Source organism: Arenicella xantha (assembly GCF_003315245.1).
Taxonomy (GTDB): Bacteria; Pseudomonadota; Gammaproteobacteria; order Arenicellales; family Arenicellaceae; genus Arenicella; species Arenicella xantha.
In genome coordinates, this window is sequence record NZ_QNRT01000002.1 from 443,661 (window position 1) to 466,582 (window position 22,922).

Sequence of the window (22,922 nt, forward strand, 5' to 3'; positions counted from 1 at the left end):
CCCTGCTAGAATAATTTTTTAGAGATCGCATCACCAGGCATTAAGCCGTCTTGCTGCATACTGAAAGCGATGTCTGATACCTGTTGCATCAATGTCGAATAAGAGCGCTGGGTCATAACACGCCCCGCGCGATCAACGACCTTTCCATCGAGCCAGGTTGCTAGGCTGTTGGCGTCTTTTACCATATCCTGAAATACCACTTCAGGATCCTCAGTAGCCGGCACATTCATATACACAACCAAGTCGTGAACCGGCATAGACGCGCCGCCTGAAACCCCGAAATGACCCGAACCATCAGTACATGCAAGGCGATACAGAACTGTCTGTTGCGATTTATGACCGCGAGTTTTCAGAAAAATCCCATTTTTATCAGTCGCCATCATTAAATCTCGCGCACAACTCTCGATGTCGGCCATACGAAACCCAGTTTTTGAGCGTGGCACAACATTAAGCACCGCCATTGAATCATAACGTCGCCCTAGTTGATCGAGCGCCTCAGCTTGCTTTAATGCCTCGTCAATATCCATCGAAAACTCGAACGGCGCATCATACGTATTAGTGAACTCGAGCACCATTTGCTGAAAGTCATGCAACTCTTTTTTACTCATTGCACCATCGCGATCAGCCAACTGAATCGCCACACCGAGTTCAGTAAATCGAGCCGATGGCAATTCAAATTCGATATCACGCCACATTTCGGTCAGCTCGTTTAAGCCATAGATATGCACATTGCGATGAAACTTAAAGTCATGCTTACGAAACAACACTAGTAAGCCTTTCTGCTCTATCGGCTGTGAATTTTTAATGCGCGCGACCAACTCAGTAATAGGGCTTGAATTCTTCGCGTTACCGCGGCCAGCTAGCGGTTTACTCGAGCCCATTCCAGCATTGCTTGAGGTCACCGTTTCGAGCGCCTGACCAGAGTCAACAACCGAATCGCTCAGGCTAGGCTCACTCCCTTGCATTGGCTCTGGTCGCGCCTGTTGAGGCGAACTCGGTTTAATAATACTCGGCTCGCGCTTAGCGGACGCCGCGGCTGCCTGATTCCCAACCAAGGCATCGGCCTCATCAGCTTCCGAGTGGCCGACATCGGCAATAGCACTGTCTCCACGCTCGTCAGAATCGGTGCTGGTGCTGACTGACTCCACACTTAAAGGGTCGTTAAAATCAGCATCAGCTTCGACCTCGCGACTGCGTTTCTGCAGATACGAAAACGCCACAATTGCAGCAAACAGAATTAAGCCTACTGCAAAAAATATGAGATATAGATCTGCCACTACTGTGCCGCCATCGCCGCCGCTTCAGCCACGTCCACTGCAACCAAGCGCGAGACCCCTGGTTCAGCCATCGTGACACCGACTAAGACATCAGCGACCTCCATGGTTATTTTATTGTGGGTAATAAATAACAACTGAGTTTTTTCTCCAAGCTGCTTTAGAACGCCGGCGTATCGCTCAACATTGGCATCATCCATCGGTGCATCTACTTCGTCCAGTACGCAAAATGGTGCGGGGTTAAGCTCGAAGAAAGCAAATAATAGCGACACAGCGGTTAACGCCTTCTCACCGCCAGACAGCAAATGAATGGTACTGTTACGTTTACCTGGGGGCCTCGCCATTACACCAACACCAGTGTTCAGCATGTCATTACCGGTGAGCTCCAGATACGCACTCCCACCGCCAAACAACTTTGGAAAAAACTCTTTAAACCCTTCATTCAGACTGTCGAATGTTTCCTTAAAACGGCTTCGAGTTTCTTTATCGATTTTGGCAATTGCCGATTCAAGTGTCGCCATTGCTTCAATTAAATCGGCATTCTGCTTATCTAAATACAGCTTTCGTTCCGAACACTCTTCATACTCGTCGATGGCAACTAGATTCACCGCGCCGATACGTTCTATTTTCTGAATGATCTCCGCCAAACGCTGCTCCAACTCCGACACTTTAAGCCCCTCAGGCAAGGCCTGCTGCAGCAAGGTCATGGCCTCTTCGTCTTTGTCTAATTCCTCAGAAATAGTATTTCGACGCACCACTAACTCCTGACGAGCCATTCTGACTGTTTCCAGACTATCGCGTACCGTTTTAGAATGCCGGTCAAAGCCTAGACGTGCTTGGTCGGCGTTCTTCATTTGATTTTCAAAATCAGCCAGAGCATCACGTGCACGAGATAGCGATTGTTCAACCTCTAAACGTTTCTCGATCAACGCTTGTAGCTGCTCGCGCATTAGCTCGGTCGGATCTTCATCAGTGTCAATTAGCGTAGCTAACTCAGTACGACGAGCCGCTTGCCCCTCCAACTGTTGCGACAATCGAGCAATACTCTCCTGCAAACTGTTCTGACTTGACTGTAACCGCTCCAATTCAATTTGTTTGGCCTGACGTTCATCGCGGGCCGCCCGCTCTCGCTGGCGTGACTGCTCTAGATCACTAGTCAAATTGGCGCGCTGCGCAGTTAGCTCTTCACGTCGCACACCGAAATTTGCGGCCAAGTCCCGAGCATCTTCCATCAGCTTTTGAGCGCCAGCGACATCATCTTTCGCCTTAGCCAATCGATCGCTCAACTCTTGTTGCTCAATCAGCAGATTATCGCGCTGCTTCAATAGCTCAGAACTTCGCGCTTCAATACGCCCAAGCTGATTGTGTAAATCAGATCGTTGGTGAGACTTATTGCGAAAATCACTACGGGCTTGTTCACGCGCCGCTTCAACGTCCTTAATCTGGGCTTGCAGACTCTCGGTCGCAGACTGGATTTTCTGAATCTCATGACTTGCCAAATCCACGCTATCGGTGAGCTTTTCGATCTGCGCTTCACGTTGCAGCACTCCGCCTTCCGCTTGATCCACACCAAATGATGCCCAATTGGTGCCGATCCAACATCCCTCACGGGTCACAATCGATTCGTGGGCATTCAATAAATGACGACTTTCAAGCGCCTCTTTAACTGAATCGACCGCATAAACGCCATGAAACCAGCCATCGATTTGTATATCAAGCGACGTCACTTTGTCAGCCAACGGATCCAACTTATGCGCCTTATCTTCTACCGGCGCAGAGCTCTTGTCGACAACCCAAACACGACCGTCTTTAAAGTCACTAAAATCTCCAACAAATTGTTCAAGCTTCTGCACTGAAATAGCATTGAGCTGACTGCTAAGTACGGTATCAACCGCTAGCTCCCAGCCGCCTTTAACTTGTAAGCTTGAAGCCAGACGCGGATTATCTTTAATGCCCTTCATCTGCAGCCATTTATTGACTTCTTTATTGTCCTCACCTAGCGCTGCCGCTTGCAAAGCCTTGAGTGAGTTCAATTGTGCAGAGTCATCTTGCAGCTTATGACGAACTAAATTGTGACGTTCTCGACTGTCTTCTAAGTCGGTTCGCAGTTTTACAATTTGCTCGTCACGCTCCTGCAACTGCGATTCGAGCAAATTACACTCTTCGTCGACCTGAACCACAGACTCTTTAAGCTGAGTAATTTCTTCGATATTTAGTTTGCTATCGATATCAGTTAGGGTACTGGCGACTTGCTCACTGCGTTGCGTGAAATGATGTATCTGACGTTGCTGCTCTTCGATCCGCGCAGACTGAACTTCACGTTCTTTCTCAGGGTCAGCGGCATCGCGATTCAACTGCTCCCATTCAACTTGCCAGTGTTGATAAACCTGTTCGGCTGTTTGAAATTCACTAAGCACAGTCTCATAGCGTTCTGCCAACTCCTCAACCATCGGTGCTAGCTCGAGTTGCGACTCACTGACCTCTTCAAGCCTAATCTGGTCTTGCTCCAGCAATTGAGACGCTTCAAGCTCTGAATTGACCAATCGCTCAAACTCTTCCTGCTGACGTTGACGGGTCGAACGAGCGTGTTCAATTGATTGTTCTAACGCCGCGATCTCACCACCAACACCGTAGTATTCGGCATGTACTACATTCAAGTTTTCGGTAAGTTCCGTTTGCTGTGCGCGCATCATTTCTATTTGCGACTCAACATCACGCTGCTCGGCAACCTGTGACTCAAACTCTGTTTGCAAGCGCTCGAGTTCAACGTCTTTAGCTTTTACCTGTTGCTGCAAACCAGACCAACGCAGGGTCTTTAACTGACTATCTACTTCGCGTTGCTCGGATTTAAGATTCTTATAACGCTCAGCCTCATTCGCCTGACGCTTCAGCCTGCGTAACTGACTCTCAAGCTCACCAATAATATCTTCGACACGACTGAGGTTGTCGCGGGTATGACGTATACGATTCTCGGTTTCACGACGGCGCTCTTTATACTTTGAGATACCCGCCGCTTCTTCGATTAAAACACGCAGGTCTTCGGGCTTAGACTCCACTATTCGACCAACCATGCCCTGTTCAATAATCGAGTAAGAACGTGGCCCTAAACCGGTGCCGAGGAAAATATCTTGGATATCCTTACGACGACAGCGGTCGCGATTAATAAAGTACTTGGATCCACCATCCCGGGCTAGTTCCCGGCGAATACCAATTTCAGCAAATTTTGCGTAACTACCTGGAGCAGATCCATCGGAATTATCGAACACTAACTCAACGTAAGCTCGATTCACTGGCTTGCGCACTGCAGAACCGTTAAAAATAACGTCTTCCATGCTGTCGCCACGCAGGGTCTTAGCCGATGATTCGCCCATAACCCAGCGGATCGCATCGATCACATTAGACTTACCGCAGCCGTTAGGGCCAACGATGCCTATCAAATTATTGGGTACCGAAACTTTAGTCGTATCTACAAACGACTTAAAGCCAGATAGTTTAATGTGTTTTAAGCGCATTAAGGGGTCCTTTGTCAGCATCCGGCTTGCGCCGTCGCCAACAGGTGTTTTTGTTCTGTAAGGCCTAGGTTACATTGAATGTTTTCAATAACATACGTAAAGTCGTAAACTAACCTAGCATCAGTTGTAAACCTGCATTTATGACGAAGCAGTAATCGCGTATTCAATTCTACACTTTTCCGCTGACATCCCTAAATTGGCTTACAGCCGTTGCTATCGAGCATGACCTTGCGCGATCTCATGATCGCCTATAAAACCTCAGGTGAATCCCTAAGGTTAAGTTAAAATCGCGTTCGAGAAAACCACTGATTCATGCAATTCGTGTTTTTTACACAATTGCCCATTGTACACTTAACTAAGCAAAGCGAGAATGACCGAAATAGTCCGCCTTCAACCTGCCAATACCATGCTCACACACGCGCAAATTCAACAATTCAAGATTGACGGTTATCTGGTATTGCCGCAAATACTCAATGAACGACAACGGTTCGAGCTCAGAGCATTGTGCCAGGCTCACTTAGATAAGCGAATTGAACCATTTGAATTGGAAGCTGACGTCCAGTACCCCGGTTCCCCGACCAGCAAAGACGCGAGCGGCGGAAACACTATCCGCAGACTGTTGCTAGCGTATCAACGAGACGCACTATTTCGGAGCTATGCCGAGGCACCAGAGATTATTGCCGCCATTTCGAAAATTCTTGATTGCGACACGGTTCTGCTTAATCCCAACCACCACAATTGCGTAATGACCAAACAACCGCAATACAGCTCGGAAACCATGTGGCACCGAGACACTCGGTATTGGAATTTCAGCGATAAATATTTAATTAACGCGTGGTTTGCGCTTGGCGACGAACAACTAGAAAACGGCGCAATGAAGATCTTGCCCGGCTCGCATCGCTGGGATGTTCGGGAGTCCGCACTAGACGAGGCGCAGTTTTTACGAATCGACCATCCAGATAACCGCGACCGCCTACCGACTCAACGCCTGGTTCCGCTCAACGCTGGCGACGTTCTTTTATTCAGCGCCCATTGCTTTCACGCTGCAGGTAAAAACACCACCACTAAACCGAAGTTTTCGATGGTCTACACTTACCACGCAGAATCGACGCAACCAATAGCTGGCACACACTCCGCCAGCCGACCGGAGATACCGCTGGCACTGAAGTAATTTACAGGAAGTAATTTATAGAAAGTAGCGGGTTAAATCACATCATCCTCGAGCAGGGTAAGCACACGATGATTAATACTGCTTTGCCTGACATACCCATACTTGAGTAAAACCACGCGCAACAACAATAATGTTGCGCAACAATCCTCACCTACCCCCGCGCTAGTCTATTTGTGTAATAGATTTAGCTATTTGATCGGTGTTTACTAGCACCATGAACAGCCAACCATATACACGACCACTCGCTGCAGCGAGCACGTCGACTCCGATACCCCCGCAATCCGACACTTACATAGCTAATATGCAGAGGTCACAGCACATGCTGCACACCAACACATCCAATGACAACAGCTCGGTAGTTATTGATCCCAATCTGGCTAGTTTAGCTGGCCAAGCCTCAGCGGCGGCCTACGCCGACTATGCGCACTCAAATGACCCCGCGCATGTACCTGCCGCAATCTACAGCGGAGCTCATTCATATAGTTATTTAATGCGCTTCAGCGGCTTCGATGCGGTCGCTTGGGGCAGCGGTAAAGAGGAAAGATTCGGCCTTGTCTACCAGTCGACCAAGCACAGCGATGAATATCTATTCGCATTTCGCGGCACCTCATCAGTTTATGATATGTGGGAAGACTTAGACTCAACGGGCACCACGGAGTTTCGCCCACATCAGCCGAGCAAGAGCTTCCCCAACGATATCCAAGTTGGCGCTGGATTCAATCGACTTTACTCCAGCAAAAGCATGTCAATGTCCGCTAGCATGCAACAGCAACTATTTAATACCATTAAAGCACTACCACAAACACCAAAGAAAATATTCATTACCGGCCACAGCCTTGGTTCGGCTCTAGCCAGCCTGTTTACCTTGGATCTTGCCACCAGCCAGCCGAGCATTGAGTTATTTGCAATTAATTTTGCCAGCCCGCGAGTTGGTACTAGAGCATGGCAGAAGTGTTACGACACTCAGTATCGCTTAAAAGACAGCACAATTAGAATTCGCAACAATTACGACCTGATTACCAACGTTCCTTTTGACGCTGCCCCGTTTAATTTCCAGCATGTGGGCACTGAATTTGAAGTGTCTTTTACTGTCGATAGCTACATGCATGACCCAGTCATAATCATAGAAGCGTGGCATTCACTGAGCAATTATCGATACGTCGTTGACCGCGCAACCATGCGGTCACCCGAAATTTGGCTAGGTGAGTTTTTCGACCAAGCTATCACTCACACCAGCTGGCCAATGACCAGCTACGCGCCAGACCAGCAATCACTTAACTGGGAACAAGGCAACCTCATGAAAGTTCGCCGAGACTTAGAGGCAGTAGCAGACTACATGTAAATCAATCTGCGACACCTCCTAGCTCGATGTCGCCGTTACTCTACAAACGGCAAATTCGCTTTCACTGTCAATGGATGATAACCATCGCGAGCTTCAGCAAATGCTTTTTGCCCTAACGCTTTACCTTTTTCGGACTTAGCCAACTCGCGATAAAGTGGTTTAACCAACTTATTTCGCCCAATCGACGTCAAATAGCTGTGTAATCTCGGTAATGCAGGCTCATACCAATTCTTGATACTCATTAATAACCAGCTATGCGCAATCTCATTATTACGCGACTCGGTTAAGCCAAACGCATTATCCAAATCCGCTAATTGTTCTTGGCTAAGTGCCTCAGGCATATTGTTCAAGAAATACAACCACTGATGTACCGTCCAATCTTTGGTCTCGATATCGCTGGCTGCACGCTCACCGCCTAACCACTGCATCCGCGCGGTATCGACCTTGGTAAAGGCATCGGACTCTTCCAATGGCAATTTGTCGAGCAAACCAGCTTCAAATATCCATTGATTAATTCGCTCTTCGCTTAGCTTGTCGGGGTATTCGACTAACAATGTTTGCTTTAGATAATCAACAAATTGATCGGTGGTGATGCTCTGAAACGCAAATTCTTTGAAGTAATTCGTTAAGAACGCATCAAACTGATCTCGACCAACCCGCTGCTCGATCTCACGCAGAAATAACGCGCCTTTCTCATAAGGCACATTAGAGAACACGTCGTCTGGATCACGCCCGCGCAGATCAATTGCCAATATCGTGTCTGCGGCGTCGAGCCGATCTATATCGGCTTCTAAATCTTGAAAGCCTAAAACGGCTTCCATGTTGTAACGGTCAGTACCATACACAATCTCCATGATCCGATAGGTCAGATAGGTGGTAAAGCCTTCGTTCAACCAAAGGTCACGCCAAGTCGCATTGGTAACGGTATTCCCAGACCATGAATGCGCCAATTCGTGAGCGATCAAAGAAACAAGACTCTTATCACCGGCAATCACGGTAGGTGTAATAAAAGACAAACGTGGATTCTCCATACCACCAAACGGGAATGACGGTGGCAAAATCAACAAATCATAGCGATCCCAACCATATGGACCGTAACGCTGCTCGGTAGCTATCAACATAGACTCGGTATCTTCGAATTCGGCCGCTGCGGACTCAAGCAGGGCGGGCTCGGCATACACACCGGTCCGCTCGCCCATCGCCTTAAACTGCAGGTCACCGACCGCGATAGCAATCAAATAAGACGGCACGGGCTGCGGCATAGTAAATTCGTATACACCATCGCGCGCGGCATCAGGGTCGTTTGACGCACTCATCACCGCCAACAATTCCTTAGGAGTGCGAATCGTAGCTTGGTAAGTAACACGAACTTGCGGTGAGTCTTGCAATGGAATAAAGCTTCGCGCGTGAATCGCTTGCGCTTGTGAGAATAGAAACGGGTGCTGTCCACCTGCGGTCTGAGCTGGCGTCAGCCATTGCAAGCCAGATGCTTCTGGTGACGTCGTGTATGCAACCGTGACCGCTTGCGCGTCAGCCGGCAAAGTAATCGACAAGGGCGCGCCCAAAAATGAATCCGCAGAGCCAAGCGCATACTCAATATCTGCACCATTAACGGTAACCGAATGTATGGTCAAATCGCGAGTGTCGAGCACCAACGTATTTGCATCAGCTTGCTTGCGGTCAAATGCCAAGGTCGCTGAACCGCGCAAAACCTGCTGCGCAAAGTCGACATCCAAATCCAACGCAATATTGGTCACTATGATCTGCTGAGGATTAGACAACGAATGGTAGTCCTTACCAACCTCGATAGATTGATCGGCCGCGTTAGATTCGCTCGCAACTGTCGCTTCGCTTGATCCAGAGCTAGTACCGGATGTGTCGGACGGCGTACCGCGCTCACAGGCTGTTACAGCCAATAGCGCAATCACAAGAAACAAAGTTCGTAAGGTCATGATAGTCATAGTTTGGTTATTCGTGAAGGCGGTGATTATGCGCTCTTCTACGTCAATTTCAACTTTGACGATCAACCCTTTTACCCACCAGCAACTCGCGCTATTGGATTGTTGAGCGCACCACCGATGGATTACCACGCCCCAAAAAGAAAATGCCTGGGTAATTCGCGGTCTCAAAACCTAAACTAGGATTACTCCGGAGCAAAGAATTCTCAATACTCAGTGTGCCCTGTCGATTATTACTTACAAAGAATACCGCTCCACCACCTTCATTTGCATGATTATTTTCTATCGTAGTACCGCACAAAAATAAATCGAAATCATTACCATCATTGTAGATTGCCCCACCACTCCCACCGCCCGGAGTGCCTGAACGACTTGGATTTGCACCATTCCCAATCGCACGATTATGACTAAACCAAGAATTATATATAGAGAACGACACACCAATGCTGCTCAGCCCGCCGCCGTTTGAACATACATTGGCTGTTTCCGCTGAGCCGCCGAAAATACTATTAGCAACATAAACCGGCAAGCCTTGATATTGACTAAACACGCGCACAGCTGCGCCGCCCACATCGGGCCCAGCATCAGCACAAACATTGTTTTCAAAACGAGTATTCACTAGCTTGAAACGCCCTCCTCTGACCCAAATTGCACCACCGCCATCGTATTGTGTTTCGCTCTTAGAGTTACCGTTCTTAAACGTAATATTTTGCACTGTCAGCTGCGGATGGTCCTGATTCTGACAATGCGGAGTTGTCCATATTTGATCTGGGTCACAGGTATTCATATACAGAATGCGACGCTGCCCTTGCCCGTTCAATGTCACCTTTCCACCACCGTCGATGACAATGCGCGGCCCAGTATTATTAATAACCTTGGCGGTTTGTTGCATCTCTATTTCAACCGGCGCAGCACCGCAATTGAAGGTAATAACCCCGCCCTTAGCCACCGCCGCAACGACTGCTGCACTGGTGCAACTCGCTGGAGAACCGTTACCGATCACCGTATCAGGCTGCGCGATCGACTCAGCCTGAGCAGTCGCCGGCACCGCACAAAAACCTGCGGCTGGTTCGGGAATGTCTAACTCCATCGAAGCTCGATAACTCCCTGCAATCAAAGCTGGTACAGTCAGCAACAGATCGTCACTCGACTCCTGCGCAGAAACCACCTGAATCGCTACGATTGAGTAAAACAACCAAAACATCACAATACTTGCTTTGAATTGAAACATATTTCAAATACCTCGTTCACGACCAAACCCAATATCTTCAACATAAGCCCATCCCGACATTCAACACAAACACGAATAGACTCTACGGTTTGTCTCCGCAGCGAAGAAAGCACACGGTTAACACCAAGTCATCCGCCAACCAACCCTTTTGAATGCGCAAAAGCATTCGCTTGAAAACACGAAGAACATACAACAATATCATCGATGATATGTAAGTCGCATCCACTACTGGTTAATAAAAATGCACAATATATAGCAACGAAAGCGACTGGCCGGCCATTAGGTACATTCAGTCCGCGCTTTTCATTCAGATGTGTATCCAAGTCTCAGTCTAATAGGCTTAAGTATTTGCTCCACGTCTTTACACACAGCATCGTCATAGGTTACCGACGGATTCGCAGCCCTAGATATATCTATAGAATCCTGGAGATTCGCGCCAGAAACTTTGACGCCTAACCAGCTTGCGACGTTTGCCGCAACAGATGCGGGGGCCTCACATATATCTTCAAATCTTATTTCAAAAAGGTTTGACCCAAGATGGAGCTTGCTACTGTCAAACACTTGTTGCAGCTGATGCACTGTTGTGTAGGCCATGTGCTTAGCCGGCGAATCAGTCAGAATCTGAGATGCAGATAAGCCGTTCGCTTCGTACGCGAGTGGCAATGTTACTCTACCGATTTCATTGTCTAATCTAGCCGTCATATGAGTACGTCGCAAACATGTGGCCAATGGGTCTCGCACCATATGAATAAATTTTGCGTTAGGAAATGCCTGCACTAAGAGATCAGGTATTAACATCGCCTCAGGCAATTTAAACCCCCAAAACATACTGTTCCCAATTTGACTCAACAGGTTTCTAGCGGCGTAATGCAACCCCCGAACCGACTGCTTTTCAGGATCACAAGAACTGGGAAACCGGTTTATTTTAAAAATTGCTTTATAAATGGCTAAAACCATGGGGATTGAATCACCACTACCGTTTAATTCGCTACCCATATCGATATTTAAGTCTTGCGCCAGTTCTGACAAGAGCCTAGAACCGCTACCGCCTCTAGACAGAAATATTATCAATTGCTTGTCCGAACCCAGCACCTGCTCTAGGGTTTCGCAGGCCGGCGATAACCCCCATTTATCTAAATAATACTCGTGGGTAGATTCTAGTTCGGCGCGAAACGTAAAGGTCTGTCGATTCACTATCTTCGGTGAATCGCCCCTTGATTGAATTAAATTTCCGCATTCATCAGCGTATTTATGAATACAAGGCGCATTAATTACGTATGCATTTTGACCTAAAACATTCGCATTACGTATCAAATCTTCGCCGATTAAATGAATGCTAGGCAAGTTATCATCAAGACGAAGGGTATTGCTTTTTCGAAACACCAAAAGCTGCTCATCTAGCTTTACAACTTGAGCAAAATTTTGAGCCTGCAAATGATCCCTATAAGACTGAGGGTCTGAAACGTGACCGGTGGGCTTGATGTCCACATCCCATCCATACACTCCTAAGATACCCCAATTAGGGTCCACTGATTCCAGCTCACTTAAAGCTTGCTCAAACTTACCATCCCATCCAGGTGGAAGTAACACATCTTCATGCACAACCACGATAGTTTCATGAACTGCCCGATTAACGCCAGCATTAATAGCTTGCCCTAAATTATGATAACGAAGGTTTGCTACATTATCGACAGTAATAAATTGATGCCTAGGTTTGTTAACGGCATCAGACCTACAAATATTGTGATCATAATCTCCAGAAAACTGGACGGTCACAAAGCTAATAGGCCTTGACTCGTGACCAATATAACCTGTGAGGTCAGGGTACTCTCGACGTATCTCAACACTCATTTTTACGTATAACCATACTCGCTCATCAACTCTTTCGCTGTACATTTAATATCAGACAAAACCAATGGATCCAAATCAACCCAGGCATCTAACGAATTCGAATCTATTGGTCTACTTCGCTCGGTCCCTCCGGGCCCTTTGCCGGTTAAGATCGAGTGGTGTTGCAACATACTTTGACTAAAATTCAATGAGCAATGCTCGGCTAGCAATTGAGCCATTTCTTCTCTGCGCAAGACCAAATCCTCATATTTTAAAACCATAGTTGGAATACCTGCATTCAAAAAATCGCCAACTAAACTAGACTTAATCAACCAAACCAGCGCTCTCTTCACGTGCTCGCTAGTGTTCGAAGAACAAATCTTTGAATACGCCACAGCGAACCTTGAAACTAAATCAGGTTTAGCGGAAATCAGTTTGATTTGATTCTCAACCATTGGGATTTGCGAGAGCCTGGTCATTGAGCGAACGACTGAACGTGGATCCCTTACTAAGTAGATTGCAGCAACAGGGATATCCAAAGTTGAAAGTCGCTCAAACTCATAAGTTAGATTTGGAACCTTTAGAACTAAGTGCGTAATTTCCGTAGTAGCGCTTCCGCAATCAGCATTTTCACGCAAATGACCTACAATCCCTCGTTTTTGAACATATTTATCGTGTGCTCTAAGCAATACAGAGTAAAGCGTATCGACATTTACCTCCCCATCACCCGAGACCTCCTTAAACCACTCATAAACACCATCAGTCTCATCCAGCAAAAATGCCTTCGGATGAGACCCGACAATTTGTCCAGTTAGCGTCGTGCCGCTGCGCTGACATCCCACGACAACCACAATTTTTTTGATAGCATCTAACATATCATCACTCAAAAAAAACCCGTGGAATACACCACGGGCTTGATAAAAAACTTATTGGGTTGCGCCGAAACGGCTGAAGCTAACAGCCCAATCTAAGCAGCAATGTCTACTGTTGAACCAATTTTTCTTCCAGTTCAACGAGCCGCTCATTTAACTGCTCAATATAAACGTGAGCTTTTTCCAACTCGTTTAACATACGCAACATTTTAACCGTCATATTGATTGGTTCATCGGCTCCGGTCGGGCCCACAGATGGGAGATATTTATTCTCCCACATCGATTTCGCATGCTCCTCAATCGAAGGAATTTCATACACATTTTTGTCAAAGACTCTATCGCACGGGTCAGCAACCGTACAGTTCCCACCTCCACCAACTGATATTAGCCCACCAGCGATTGTTAGGTCTCCTGTGGGGCTCAATGTAAACAGATTGCCACCTGGTCCACCGTCCTCTCGCATTATCAGATTCAGACCTGCTGAAATTTCCCATGATTTAGAAACATTAGTATTTTCAAAAACCAGCTCTGGATTACCATTATTCTGCAGGCGAAGCATATTTTGTCCACCAGAGCCACTCGTATCAGAGATATGCAACGCAGTATTAGGAGTAGAAGTCCCCATACCGACATCACCATTAGCCGCGACAAATAGAGAACCGGAATCGGCTCCAGGCTTAATTTGCAAAGGCAGCCGACTGCCATTAGTTACATCTCGAATAAAAAAGTTAGCTTCATTCCCAGCCATATCCCATGTTTGAGGGGTAAAGCCATCTGAACCATCTTGCTCAAAGCGAACTGTAGGGGTATTGCCTTCTACTATATGTAAATCGACAACGGGATTTAGCGTTTTAATACCAATATCGCCATCGCTCTCTACAACTAAGGAATTGGCAGGAGCTCCGGCTTCGACACGAAACGGTGAACGACCGGCGGTCGAGTCTTGAATTGAGAAATGACTAGTACCACCATTGCTAGTATCATTTGCCACCAAGCGCCAATCATTCGATGGGAAGCTCGCAGAGTTACTGGTATCGTCGAAGTGAATCCGTAAATTATTTTCCTTTAGGCGTTGAGTATCAAAACCAAAATTCTCACCATTTGCGCAGTCACTTCCCACGCACTGGCTAAATTGAATAATGACATCATCTGCATGAACGACATCTGCTTGCGCTGAATGTGTGAACGCTACACCACTTAATATAGCTAGCGTGCTTTTTGCTATGAACTTCATTCCAATCCCCTGAGTTTATTACTCACTTAAAAATTACAGTCAACACTATGACTGTGACCCGCTTGCTTTCAACCACCCTGCTCCACAGAAAGCCAGCTCTTCATTACAATTAAGTAACAGTATAACTTAATCGTCGTTACCTATCAGCTCTTTTGAACCGTCTACATAATTTGGCCTAGCGACGCCGTTAATTACCGAGAATGAGCCTGATTGACGGTTCTGATCGCCTTGCTCCTCGGTTGGCAAACTGCCTTCATTACGGAGACGTTGCAGTAGTTCCAGCTCCGCTGCCGAGTCGCCCGACGATCTAACAGCCTGCATCTCGACTCTAACCGATTCGTCTACTTGCGGCGATATAACTGATTCCCATGTATAAACGCCATCCGGTAGGCTTGAATCCATAGACAAACTCTCACCTGGCCCAAAAGACTGCTGTATACGCTGCCCGTCTGGTCCGACAATCGTTATGTCCGCTCGACTATAATCTATATTTTCGGGCGCGCTCCACTCCACATAATTTTCAGTGAGGGGTTGTAACGCAACTCGGTCGATTGGCGCTTCATAATTTGCATAAATTTCATCAGCAAGCTCATCGGTTAGCTCATCAGATTCTCCCTCCACATCATCAACTGCAGAACTTGAATCTCCCCCTACAGCATTGTGTCGATGTGAAGCATCTTCAATAGCTGGTAGAGAATCATCTTCAGATGTCTGCACAGAGATAACTTCAGCGACACTATCTTGAGCTTCAGCGGTCTTTTGAGTTACGTGAGGCGGTGGTTCGTTCGAACAACCAATTAAAGCGAGAAACATTAAACCAGAAGCAACTAGTTTGATGTCTACACTAGGCCTTAGGCTGTCACAGAGAATTTTCAATCTTCCCACGCCAGCCTCTTGTTGATGCAACATTTTCCAAGCCATCATGTTAATAAAACCTGTTAGTAAGCAATTGATAATACGCCTTGATAAGTCGTGTGTCGTGCGACTAAAGTCGCATTCCTAACACCGACCCGACTAAGGCTTGATTGTTTGGCCCGCTGCATTATTCGCTTTAGGCAATCGATGATACTTGTCTATTGCCGGCTCATCGAGCACCACCTCAGTGCCATCACTCCACGTGATAGTGAGCTTTGCTACTGCCGCATTCAAACCAAGACCAAAATGTAATTTGGCTGAATGTTGCGACGAAAATGAGTCACCAGTAACCACTCGAGTCATTTGATTTCCAGACTCAGCTATAACTCGCACGGTAGCGCCAATAGTCGACCTCTCATCATCGTCTTCAAGCTGAACACCGATCCAATGACCGGCCTCATTGAGGCCATTACGATAGATATGTAAGCGGTAGCGCGTGTCATTAGTGCCGCTAGCTATATGCTCTACCACCAACAGGTCAACTCGGCCATCGTTATCAATATCCTCTGTCACAACCGCTCTCGCGTCATACTCAAATGCCACGCCCATCAAATACGCAATATTGATGAACTCGTCATTATGCTTTAGGTATAGCACCTTATGCTCATAGCCATTCCAAGAGATTTTTGCTTCTCTCAGATCTGTCGATTCAACTTGAAACAACATATCCCGAGCGATGTCTTCTTGACCACCTTCATAGATATCGTGACGCCAAAATGTAGTGCAATAATCCTGTGTACTCTCACCACTAAAATGGCCATTCGCAACAAAAATATCTTTGTCACCGTCATTATCGAAGTCAAAGGTACTCGTGCCCCAAGACCATCCAGTGCGAGCCACTTCATCATTATTCGGCGCTTTGACAAATCCCTCATCACGTTTTAAAAACATTCTATTGCCATAGCCCATAGCCATCCGCATATCAGTGTGTTCCTTAAAATCGTCACGACCTAACCCCATGCCCTCCAAACGTCGAGCAGTTGTTGAGCTCATTCCAATCACATAGAAATCAAGTTTGCCATCGCCATCAAAGTCATCGAAGGTATGCCCCATTCCAAAGAAGTGCCGATCCAAACCAAAGTCATCTGTGACATCGGTAAAATGACCTTTACCGTCATTTAGGTAGACATCAAAACCGGCATAGTCACTAACAACGATCAGATCCATGTCTTGGTCATCGTCCAAGTCAACTAATGAGCTGCTATACGATCTTCGATTACGCTTAGCGCCAAGCCCGACCTCGTCGGTAACATCAGTAAATTTATTATCGCCGTCATTACGCAACATCACAGCAGGATAGCCGTCATTCGCGTCATAATACGGATTTGGCATTTGGCCCTGGCGATACGCATACTTGTAGTTAGCAATATGCAAATCCAAATCACCATCACCATCAATATCGCCAGCGGTAAAAGTTTTCGGTAAGCTCATATGATGGTCCGATATCTTTAAAGGATTCCCTTTAAAACGACCATCAGGACCGCCAACAAACATCATGGGATACCCACGTTCATCAACACCAACAAAATCAACCTGACCATCGCCGTTGAAATCAGCTAGCACTGCACCGTCATAAAGGTTGCGGTACTTATCGAACAATTCCTCGGCAACTAATTCGCCGCCACCATTGTTCTTAAGCAAGATATTTTGCCCGCCCAACACGATTTCAGAGTTCCCATCTTTATCGAGGTCATACACCAGAAGAGGATGAATCAGAGGTCGCTCCTCAGTGCCCGTTACCGTAAACACTTCGGTAAATGGAGCGGCTTTCTCGCGCTCAAGAATGCTCATATTTAGCACCTTGATTTTGTCAGCAACCAACTCGACATCACCCGCTAACGCTACGCTCCAATCAATCTCCAGCATGCCCTTAAAAGCCAGTCGATGGGCAGGGTTGGGCCGATTAATATGTAGCGTGAAACTTACTTCTGAGACCGCCCCCATATTAGCTGCTGGCGGTGTGAATTTGGCATGATGCCACTCAGACTGCTCTAACACATAACCCTCAGCGGCCATGCTAGCAATAAATGCCTTGAACTTGGCGTTGGTCCAAAGTTCACCATCACCGGAAAATTTATAGCGAGCAATTTGTAACGCTAACGGCTCACTACTGCTGTGTTTCGCGAGCTGTAAACTATTGAATGGAAAACTAGCCAACACCGAAAATTTATCATCGGATTTAAGTAGGTCGTCCCAAAGCTTGACGATTCGCTGTTCGTACATTTGAGCAATTTCTTCGGGGCCCCAAACAAGCCGATCAAGTTTGCGACGAGTATTGACCAAGTTTAAGGCTTTGTCTCGATTTTCCCGCACCTCAGTATCGCTTGGCCCAACCACCTGAGCCTGCAGCAAGCCAGCAAAAAGACTGGTAAAAACCAGCACAAGCAAACTTTTAAACTTCATGAATTTTTACCTATCGAATCGTAATTGCGGTCATTAAACGTTAAGCCATTAGCAAAATCAATACACCATTCAGACTAGTCGTAAAGCTGGACTTCTAATAAGACTAACGAGCCAGCACTAGCTACTCAGTTCAAGGGCACAGCAATAAGTGTTAGCATCATATCGCCAGCATCAACTTCACCACACATCGCCATGCAGATTGTCTACATCAGCAACCGACCTAAGACACTGAACCAAACATTGAAAAAAGTATGTGCCAACATGCCTTACATTGACTCGGCACTGGTTTGCATGCCTGAAGCATTGTTGAAATCCGTTGTTGCACCAGCCGAACTAAAGATCACCCTTACCCCTGAAGAATCTTTGTTGAATAAGTTGGAGCGGTCTCAACTGAGCTCACTTGACCACCAACGCCGCAACTATTTATTGCGCAAATCGCTTATAGCATCGGAGTTGGTTCAACATAGATTTATCATGTCAGATGATGACGCTCGCCCACTTAGATTGGTAAAACTAGACTATTTTTTAAGTGCTAATCGCTACCAGCGATATTACTTCCACGACTTAATGACCTGGCCCAATAGTCGAACAGAATTTGACACCGGACAGTTAATGACAGGAGCGCTTTTAAGTAGCCTTGGGCTACCAACACTGTCTTATGCTAGCCATATGCCACAGCTAGTTGACCGCCAAATTTACCTTGAAGCTTGTCACTTCTTCGAACCCTACAGTATAGAGTTTGCTTTGTGTGAATGGAGCAGCTACTTCAATTACGCTGCCGTTAAGCACCCTGATCTTTTCGACTCACCACGCCCATACTTAACACTCTGCTGGCCCGAACACCCATTGGCCTGGACTCCGCTCGTAAGGCCCGATGAATACATTTTCGAAAATTACACGCCGAGCTTGTATACGCTGAACGGTCCATTTTCAGAGGAATCTCTCGCAATGACGGAAACCATTAGCGACGTAGAGAGTCGGAAAACAATTGAAGCGACCAAAAAAGTTTTAGCTTGGCGACTCTATGACATAGGGCTTCGATATCCAGAGCAAAACACTGGTTTCAAAAAGTACTTAAATCCCCGCACGTGGATCAATAAGCTACTCACGCGCTACTCCATCCACCAGTAAGACACTAGTTAAACCGAAGCCTTAATGAAAACCATCTACTTTGATATCGAAAACACACTTCACTCAAACTACATCGCAGGCATTCAACGTGTCACTCGAGAATTTGCCAAGATAGTTACATCGAAAAACGGGCTATCGTTGAAGCACCACTACGAACCAATCATTTATGACTCCAACTCTAAAAATTGGCGTAAGATTACCAAGTCGGAACACGACAGATTGTGGCTTTCCGCACCAACTCAGTCCAAACTTTTTAACCGAATAAAAAATCATTTGATCAAACGCTTACCCAAAGCGAAATCCCTTTATATCGAGCCGTTAGATCAGGACTCAATTTTTTTAGACATCGAAAGCGCTTGGCATTCAAAATTAAAAAGAAAAAATTTATTTCCGGAGCTCAAGCGCGGCGAAGTCGAAATAGTTAAATTACACTACGATTTAGTGCCGATACTCTTCCCCGAGCTAACGCACCCACACACTCGAATTGCTTTTAACGAACATCTTGATGCCCACCTGCGCTACGCAAACCTTTTCCTTTGCATCAGCAAAGTTAGCGAGTCCGACTTACGCAACTATTGTACAAAACACCTAATTACCAAGCCAAAAACCTCGATTATTCAACTCGGCGTCGGTAGTAATTATCTCCACGCCCCGGTGAGAAAATCATCTAGTCTAGAAAAGTTTGGTAAATACATTGTTTGCGTCGGCACACTTGAACCCCGAAAAAATCACATTCTTCTAATTGATGCGTTTAACGAAATCAAAGACCGCTCCCATTTGAATCTAGTACTTATAGGTAGAACGGGTTGGTTGTCAGATAAGTTGATAGAGTCAATTGAAACCCACGAAGACTTTAACAAAAGGATATTTCACATCCATAATGCCAGCGATGATGAAGTAATTGCATTCTATGATAACGCTTGGCTTAACGTCGTTGCATCACACTATGAAGGCTACGGGCTCTCTGTGATTGAAGCACTTACGCGCGGTTGCCCAACAATCTGCTCAAACACAGGCTCACTGCCGGAAGCAGGAGAAAAATACGTACGCTACTTTTCCCCAAACCTTTCAGAGAGCCTGACTTCTCTGTTACTCGAGCTATCTGAGAGTGCTCCCGCCTATACCGAACTACAGCGTCTCACTGCGAGCTTCAGGCCTCCTAGTTGGCAGCAGACCGTCAAGCAAATAGATAGCGCGATATCAACAGAACTAAGCAACCATCAGAAACAACAACTTTGATATGGAGATCAAAACAGGCCCAGCAAAACGTTTAATATACTTGCTGCCCAAGCTTATTAAACACTATGCAATAACACTTAGGTCGATTAAAGAAATACCGACCCAGTAACCAAAGCACATGCTATCTAGCAAATTTAGAGCAACATAGATCATAGTAGCCACTTCAGCTATCATTACGCTCCAGCGAAACTGCACTGACTCAAACACCTTTTGCTAAAGCATCTCTCTCTGACATCAACATCAAGCCAAGTATTTAATCAGCATAAAATCGATAATCAGCGTCATTAAATAAAACTATGAAAGCATCTAAAGGTCATTCGACTCCATATCAACTTGGTCAGCTTGAGGCGCAAAAATTCGTCAACGAGCTGTTACTCGACAGGCTATCACGCAACGACGAACCTAACTTGAATGAACCACTGGCTGAGCCACAGCCCGCGCCACCGGTCGTGTACAGTGCGCCTCCATCGGTCTATAAACGGCTCGCCGAAACCGAAAGCGAGCTTGCGAACGCTCAGCGTTTTATACACTCACTCTCACAATCTCGCGCATATCGTCTTATGATGAAAACACTACGCTTACTCGGGCGCACTCGCTAACAGGGAATAAATATGAAGTTCAATACTAAAAAAGAGGAAATTGAGTATCTCAGGGGAAAAGTAGCTGGTCTAGAGCAAAGCATCGAAGACCTAGTCCTCTTGATAAACTCCTCTCGAACAAACGAGCCATTGCCGAGTTCGCTATCTACCGTATCTACAAAAAGTCATACCGCCTTATCACAAAGATCTAAGCCGAAAACCAGCTTCGACCTTGAACGCGCGCTCTCAAGCGTCGACGTTGGTCACGTGATTCACGTAGGCACAATTAGCACGGCACTAGAAGAGTGTTGGCAAGTCAGATCTAAATAAATACAGAAAACCCCAATCGATATTTATAAAAAACAGGCACAACTATGAAACGGAAAATCACTCTAATTGTTCTGACTTGGAATCGGTGGTATCTAACCGAGCGCTGCCTAGATAGTTTAGCCCAGACAAACATTGGCGATGCCAAAGTGTTGGTTGTTGACAATGGCTCAACCGACTCAACCCTCAAAAATCTGGAAAACTACGACTGGCTTGATGTTATCTCGCTCGACAAAAATTATGGCTATGTTCGCGGTAACAACGCAGGCATCGAAGCCTCCGACCCAGATAGCGACATTGTATTACTAAATAACGATTTACAGTTCACCCAAGAGGATTGGTTGGAGCGACTAACAGATTGCGCACATGAACAAGATGACATTGGAATTGTTGGTGCACGCTTAATTAACAATGAGGGAAGATTGTTACACGCCGGCACCTATATTCTGCCAGATGATTGCTGGGGACAACAGATCGGCAGTGGTTCAGTAGACTATGGCCAATACGAGTTCAGACGCGAAGTATCAGGAATCGTATTTGCCTGTGCATATATCAAACGCTCAACAATCAATGAAGTCGGCGTTTTGTCCGAGGACTTCATATCCTATTTCGAGGACACTGACTACTGCTTAAGAGTAACTGAAGCTGGTAAGAAAATTTTTTGTTGTGGTGATGTGACCCTAATGCATGACGAACATGGCTCAACCAAAGGCGACGGAAAGAAAATGATGAAGCTTTTTCGGACAAGCCAACGCGTGTTCAAAAAGAAATGGAAGAAGAAACTCGAAAATAATTACGATCAAGAGGTCCGGTGGCAATCCATTATTAATTTTCCGACGGGCTATGCGACAAGCAGTCGAGAATTTGTTTTAGCACTTGAAAAACAAGGCACTAAAGTAAGCTACGACTATATCTATGGACCATCAACTATTTTCCCTGTGGTTGAAAACACTTTTTACGGCGACCATCGAATTAACCTTATTGCCAGCAGATCTAGTCTCATCCAACCAAAAGTATCGATCGCATACTCTCAAGGTGATGTCCTATACCGCAATAACGGCCGATATAAAGTCGGATTCACAATGCTAGAAGTCAATGGCTTTCCATTCGAATGGGTACGACAAGCTCAGAAAATGGATGAAATCTGGGTGCCGTCACAATTTGCTAAAGAAGCATATCTAAGTTGCGGACTGACCAAACCGATCTATAAGATACCACTAGGAATAGATACTGACATATTTCGCCCAGACGGCAACTTCATAGATTCCCCGAACGATGACTACGTATTTCTATCTTTGTTCGAATGGGGTGAGCGGAAAGAACCAGAACTAATTTTGAAGACGTTTAATGCAACATTTTCTGCTGACGAAGATGTTAGATTAGTCGCAAAAATAATGAACACCGACCCATCTATTAATTTAAGAGAAAGAATTGCAAACCTTGAGCTTGACCCCAACGGCGGTCGTATCGACTTCATAGTTAATCGAGAGTTTGCGAGGGAAGACTTGCCTACGCTGTATCGCTCATCCGATTGCTTCTTGTCGCCATCCAAAGGTGAAGGTTGGAACATGCCATTGATGGAGGCTATGGCCTGCGGGCTCCCTTGCATTGCAACTGACTGGAGTGCTCAAACTGAGTTTTTTAATAGCTCTAATGGGTTTCCTATAGAGGTTACTTGTCTCGAACCAGCCAAAGCAAAGTGCCCGTACTACGAGGGGTTTTACTGGGCAAAACCTGACAAAGAGCACTTTAGATATCTAATGCGACAGGTTTTTGAAAACCGAGAGGACGCAGCAAAAATCGGAACAATCGCGGCTATTGACGTGGCTAAAAACTGGACATGGGATAGTGCAGCACACAAAATTCGGCAACGGCTTGATGACATCGGCGCGTAAATAAACATAG

General features: G+C 46.2%; 16 protein-coding genes. 7 read left to right on the top strand and 9 right to left on the bottom strand.

The window, feature by feature from the left end:
• Positions 1-5: 5 nt before the first annotated feature.
• Entirely contained in the window at positions 6-1,277 is a 1,272-nt protein-coding gene (locus DFR28_RS07885) for a cell division protein ZipA C-terminal FtsZ-binding domain-containing protein (protein WP_113953789.1), read from the bottom strand.
• Entirely contained in the window at positions 1,277-4,786 is a 3,510-nt protein-coding gene (smc, locus tag DFR28_RS07890) for a chromosome segregation protein SMC (RefSeq protein ID WP_170132016.1), read from the bottom strand. The genes DFR28_RS07885 and smc overlap by 1 nt, the downstream gene beginning before the upstream one ends.
• Before the next feature lie 370 nt (positions 4,787-5,156).
• On the opposite strand from smc, the gene DFR28_RS07895 reads away from it, so the two are divergent.
• Entirely contained in the window at positions 5,157-5,957 is an 801-nt protein-coding gene (locus tag DFR28_RS07895; protein WP_113953791.1) for a phytanoyl-CoA dioxygenase family protein, read from the top strand.
• Positions 5,958-6,171: 214 nt separating this feature from the next.
• A complete protein-coding gene (locus DFR28_RS07900) occupies positions 6,172-7,299 on the top strand; it encodes a lipase family protein (RefSeq protein WP_113953792.1) in 1,128 nt (375 codons plus the stop codon).
• Positions 7,300-7,334: 35 nt separating this feature from the next.
• On the opposite strand, the gene DFR28_RS07905 is transcribed toward DFR28_RS07900, so the two are convergent.
• The 7 genes from DFR28_RS07905 to DFR28_RS07935 all read right to left on the bottom strand — a co-directional run bounded on the left by DFR28_RS07905 (position 7,335) and on the right by DFR28_RS07935 (position 17,742).
• Entirely contained in the window at positions 7,335-9,260 is a 1,926-nt protein-coding gene (locus tag DFR28_RS07905; RefSeq protein WP_211316925.1) for a M1 family metallopeptidase, read from the bottom strand.
• Positions 9,261-9,351: 91 nt separating this feature from the next.
• The gene (locus tag DFR28_RS07910) at positions 9,352-10,347 is read right to left on the bottom strand and encodes a hypothetical protein (RefSeq protein ID WP_342773296.1); all 996 of its coding nucleotides are present in this window, start codon (positions 10,345-10,347) and stop codon (positions 9,352-9,354) included.
• Between the two features lie 444 nt (positions 10,348-10,791).
• Entirely contained in the window at positions 10,792-12,384 is a 1,593-nt protein-coding gene (locus tag DFR28_RS07915; protein WP_113953793.1) for a sulfotransferase family protein, read from the bottom strand.
• On the bottom strand, positions 12,342-13,193 hold the full coding sequence (locus tag DFR28_RS07920; RefSeq protein ID WP_113953794.1) for a sulfotransferase: 852 nt from the start codon (positions 13,191-13,193) through the stop codon (positions 12,342-12,344). The genes DFR28_RS07915 and DFR28_RS07920 overlap by 43 nt, the downstream gene beginning before the upstream one ends.
• A 106-nt stretch (positions 13,194-13,299) precedes the next feature.
• Positions 13,300-14,424: a hypothetical protein gene (locus tag DFR28_RS07925; RefSeq protein ID WP_113953795.1), complete on the bottom strand. Its 1,125-nt coding sequence runs from the start codon at positions 14,422-14,424 to the stop codon at positions 13,300-13,302.
• A 126-nt stretch (positions 14,425-14,550) separates the two neighbouring features.
• A complete protein-coding gene (locus DFR28_RS07930; protein WP_113953796.1) occupies positions 14,551-15,348 on the bottom strand; it encodes a hypothetical protein in 798 nt (265 codons plus the stop codon).
• Between the two features lie 90 nt (positions 15,349-15,438).
• Entirely contained in the window at positions 15,439-17,742 is a 2,304-nt protein-coding gene (locus DFR28_RS07935; RefSeq protein ID WP_113953797.1) for a CRTAC1 family protein, read from the bottom strand.
• Positions 17,743-17,934: 192 nt separating this feature from the next.
• On the opposite strand from DFR28_RS07935, the gene DFR28_RS07940 reads away from it, so the two are divergent.
• The 5 genes from DFR28_RS07940 (at position 17,935) to DFR28_RS07960 (ending at position 22,912) form a co-directional block, all read left to right on the top strand.
• A complete protein-coding gene (locus tag DFR28_RS07940; protein ID WP_147250953.1) occupies positions 17,935-18,873 on the top strand; it encodes a hypothetical protein in 939 nt (312 codons plus the stop codon).
• Between the two features lie 24 nt (positions 18,874-18,897).
• Positions 18,898-20,112, top strand: a complete 1,215-nt coding sequence (locus DFR28_RS07945) for a glycosyltransferase family 4 protein (RefSeq protein WP_113953799.1) — start codon at positions 18,898-18,900, stop codon at positions 20,110-20,112.
• A 296-nt stretch (positions 20,113-20,408) separates the two neighbouring features.
• The gene (locus DFR28_RS07950) at positions 20,409-20,711 is read left to right on the top strand and encodes a hypothetical protein (protein ID WP_113953800.1); all 303 of its coding nucleotides are present in this window, start codon (positions 20,409-20,411) and stop codon (positions 20,709-20,711) included.
• Positions 20,712-20,723: 12 nt separating this feature from the next.
• A complete protein-coding gene (locus DFR28_RS07955; RefSeq protein WP_113953801.1) occupies positions 20,724-21,020 on the top strand; it encodes a hypothetical protein in 297 nt (98 codons plus the stop codon).
• A 44-nt stretch (positions 21,021-21,064) separates the two neighbouring features.
• A complete protein-coding gene (locus DFR28_RS07960; protein ID WP_113953802.1) occupies positions 21,065-22,912 on the top strand; it encodes a glycosyltransferase in 1,848 nt (615 codons plus the stop codon).
• Positions 22,913-22,922 lie beyond the last annotated feature (10 nt).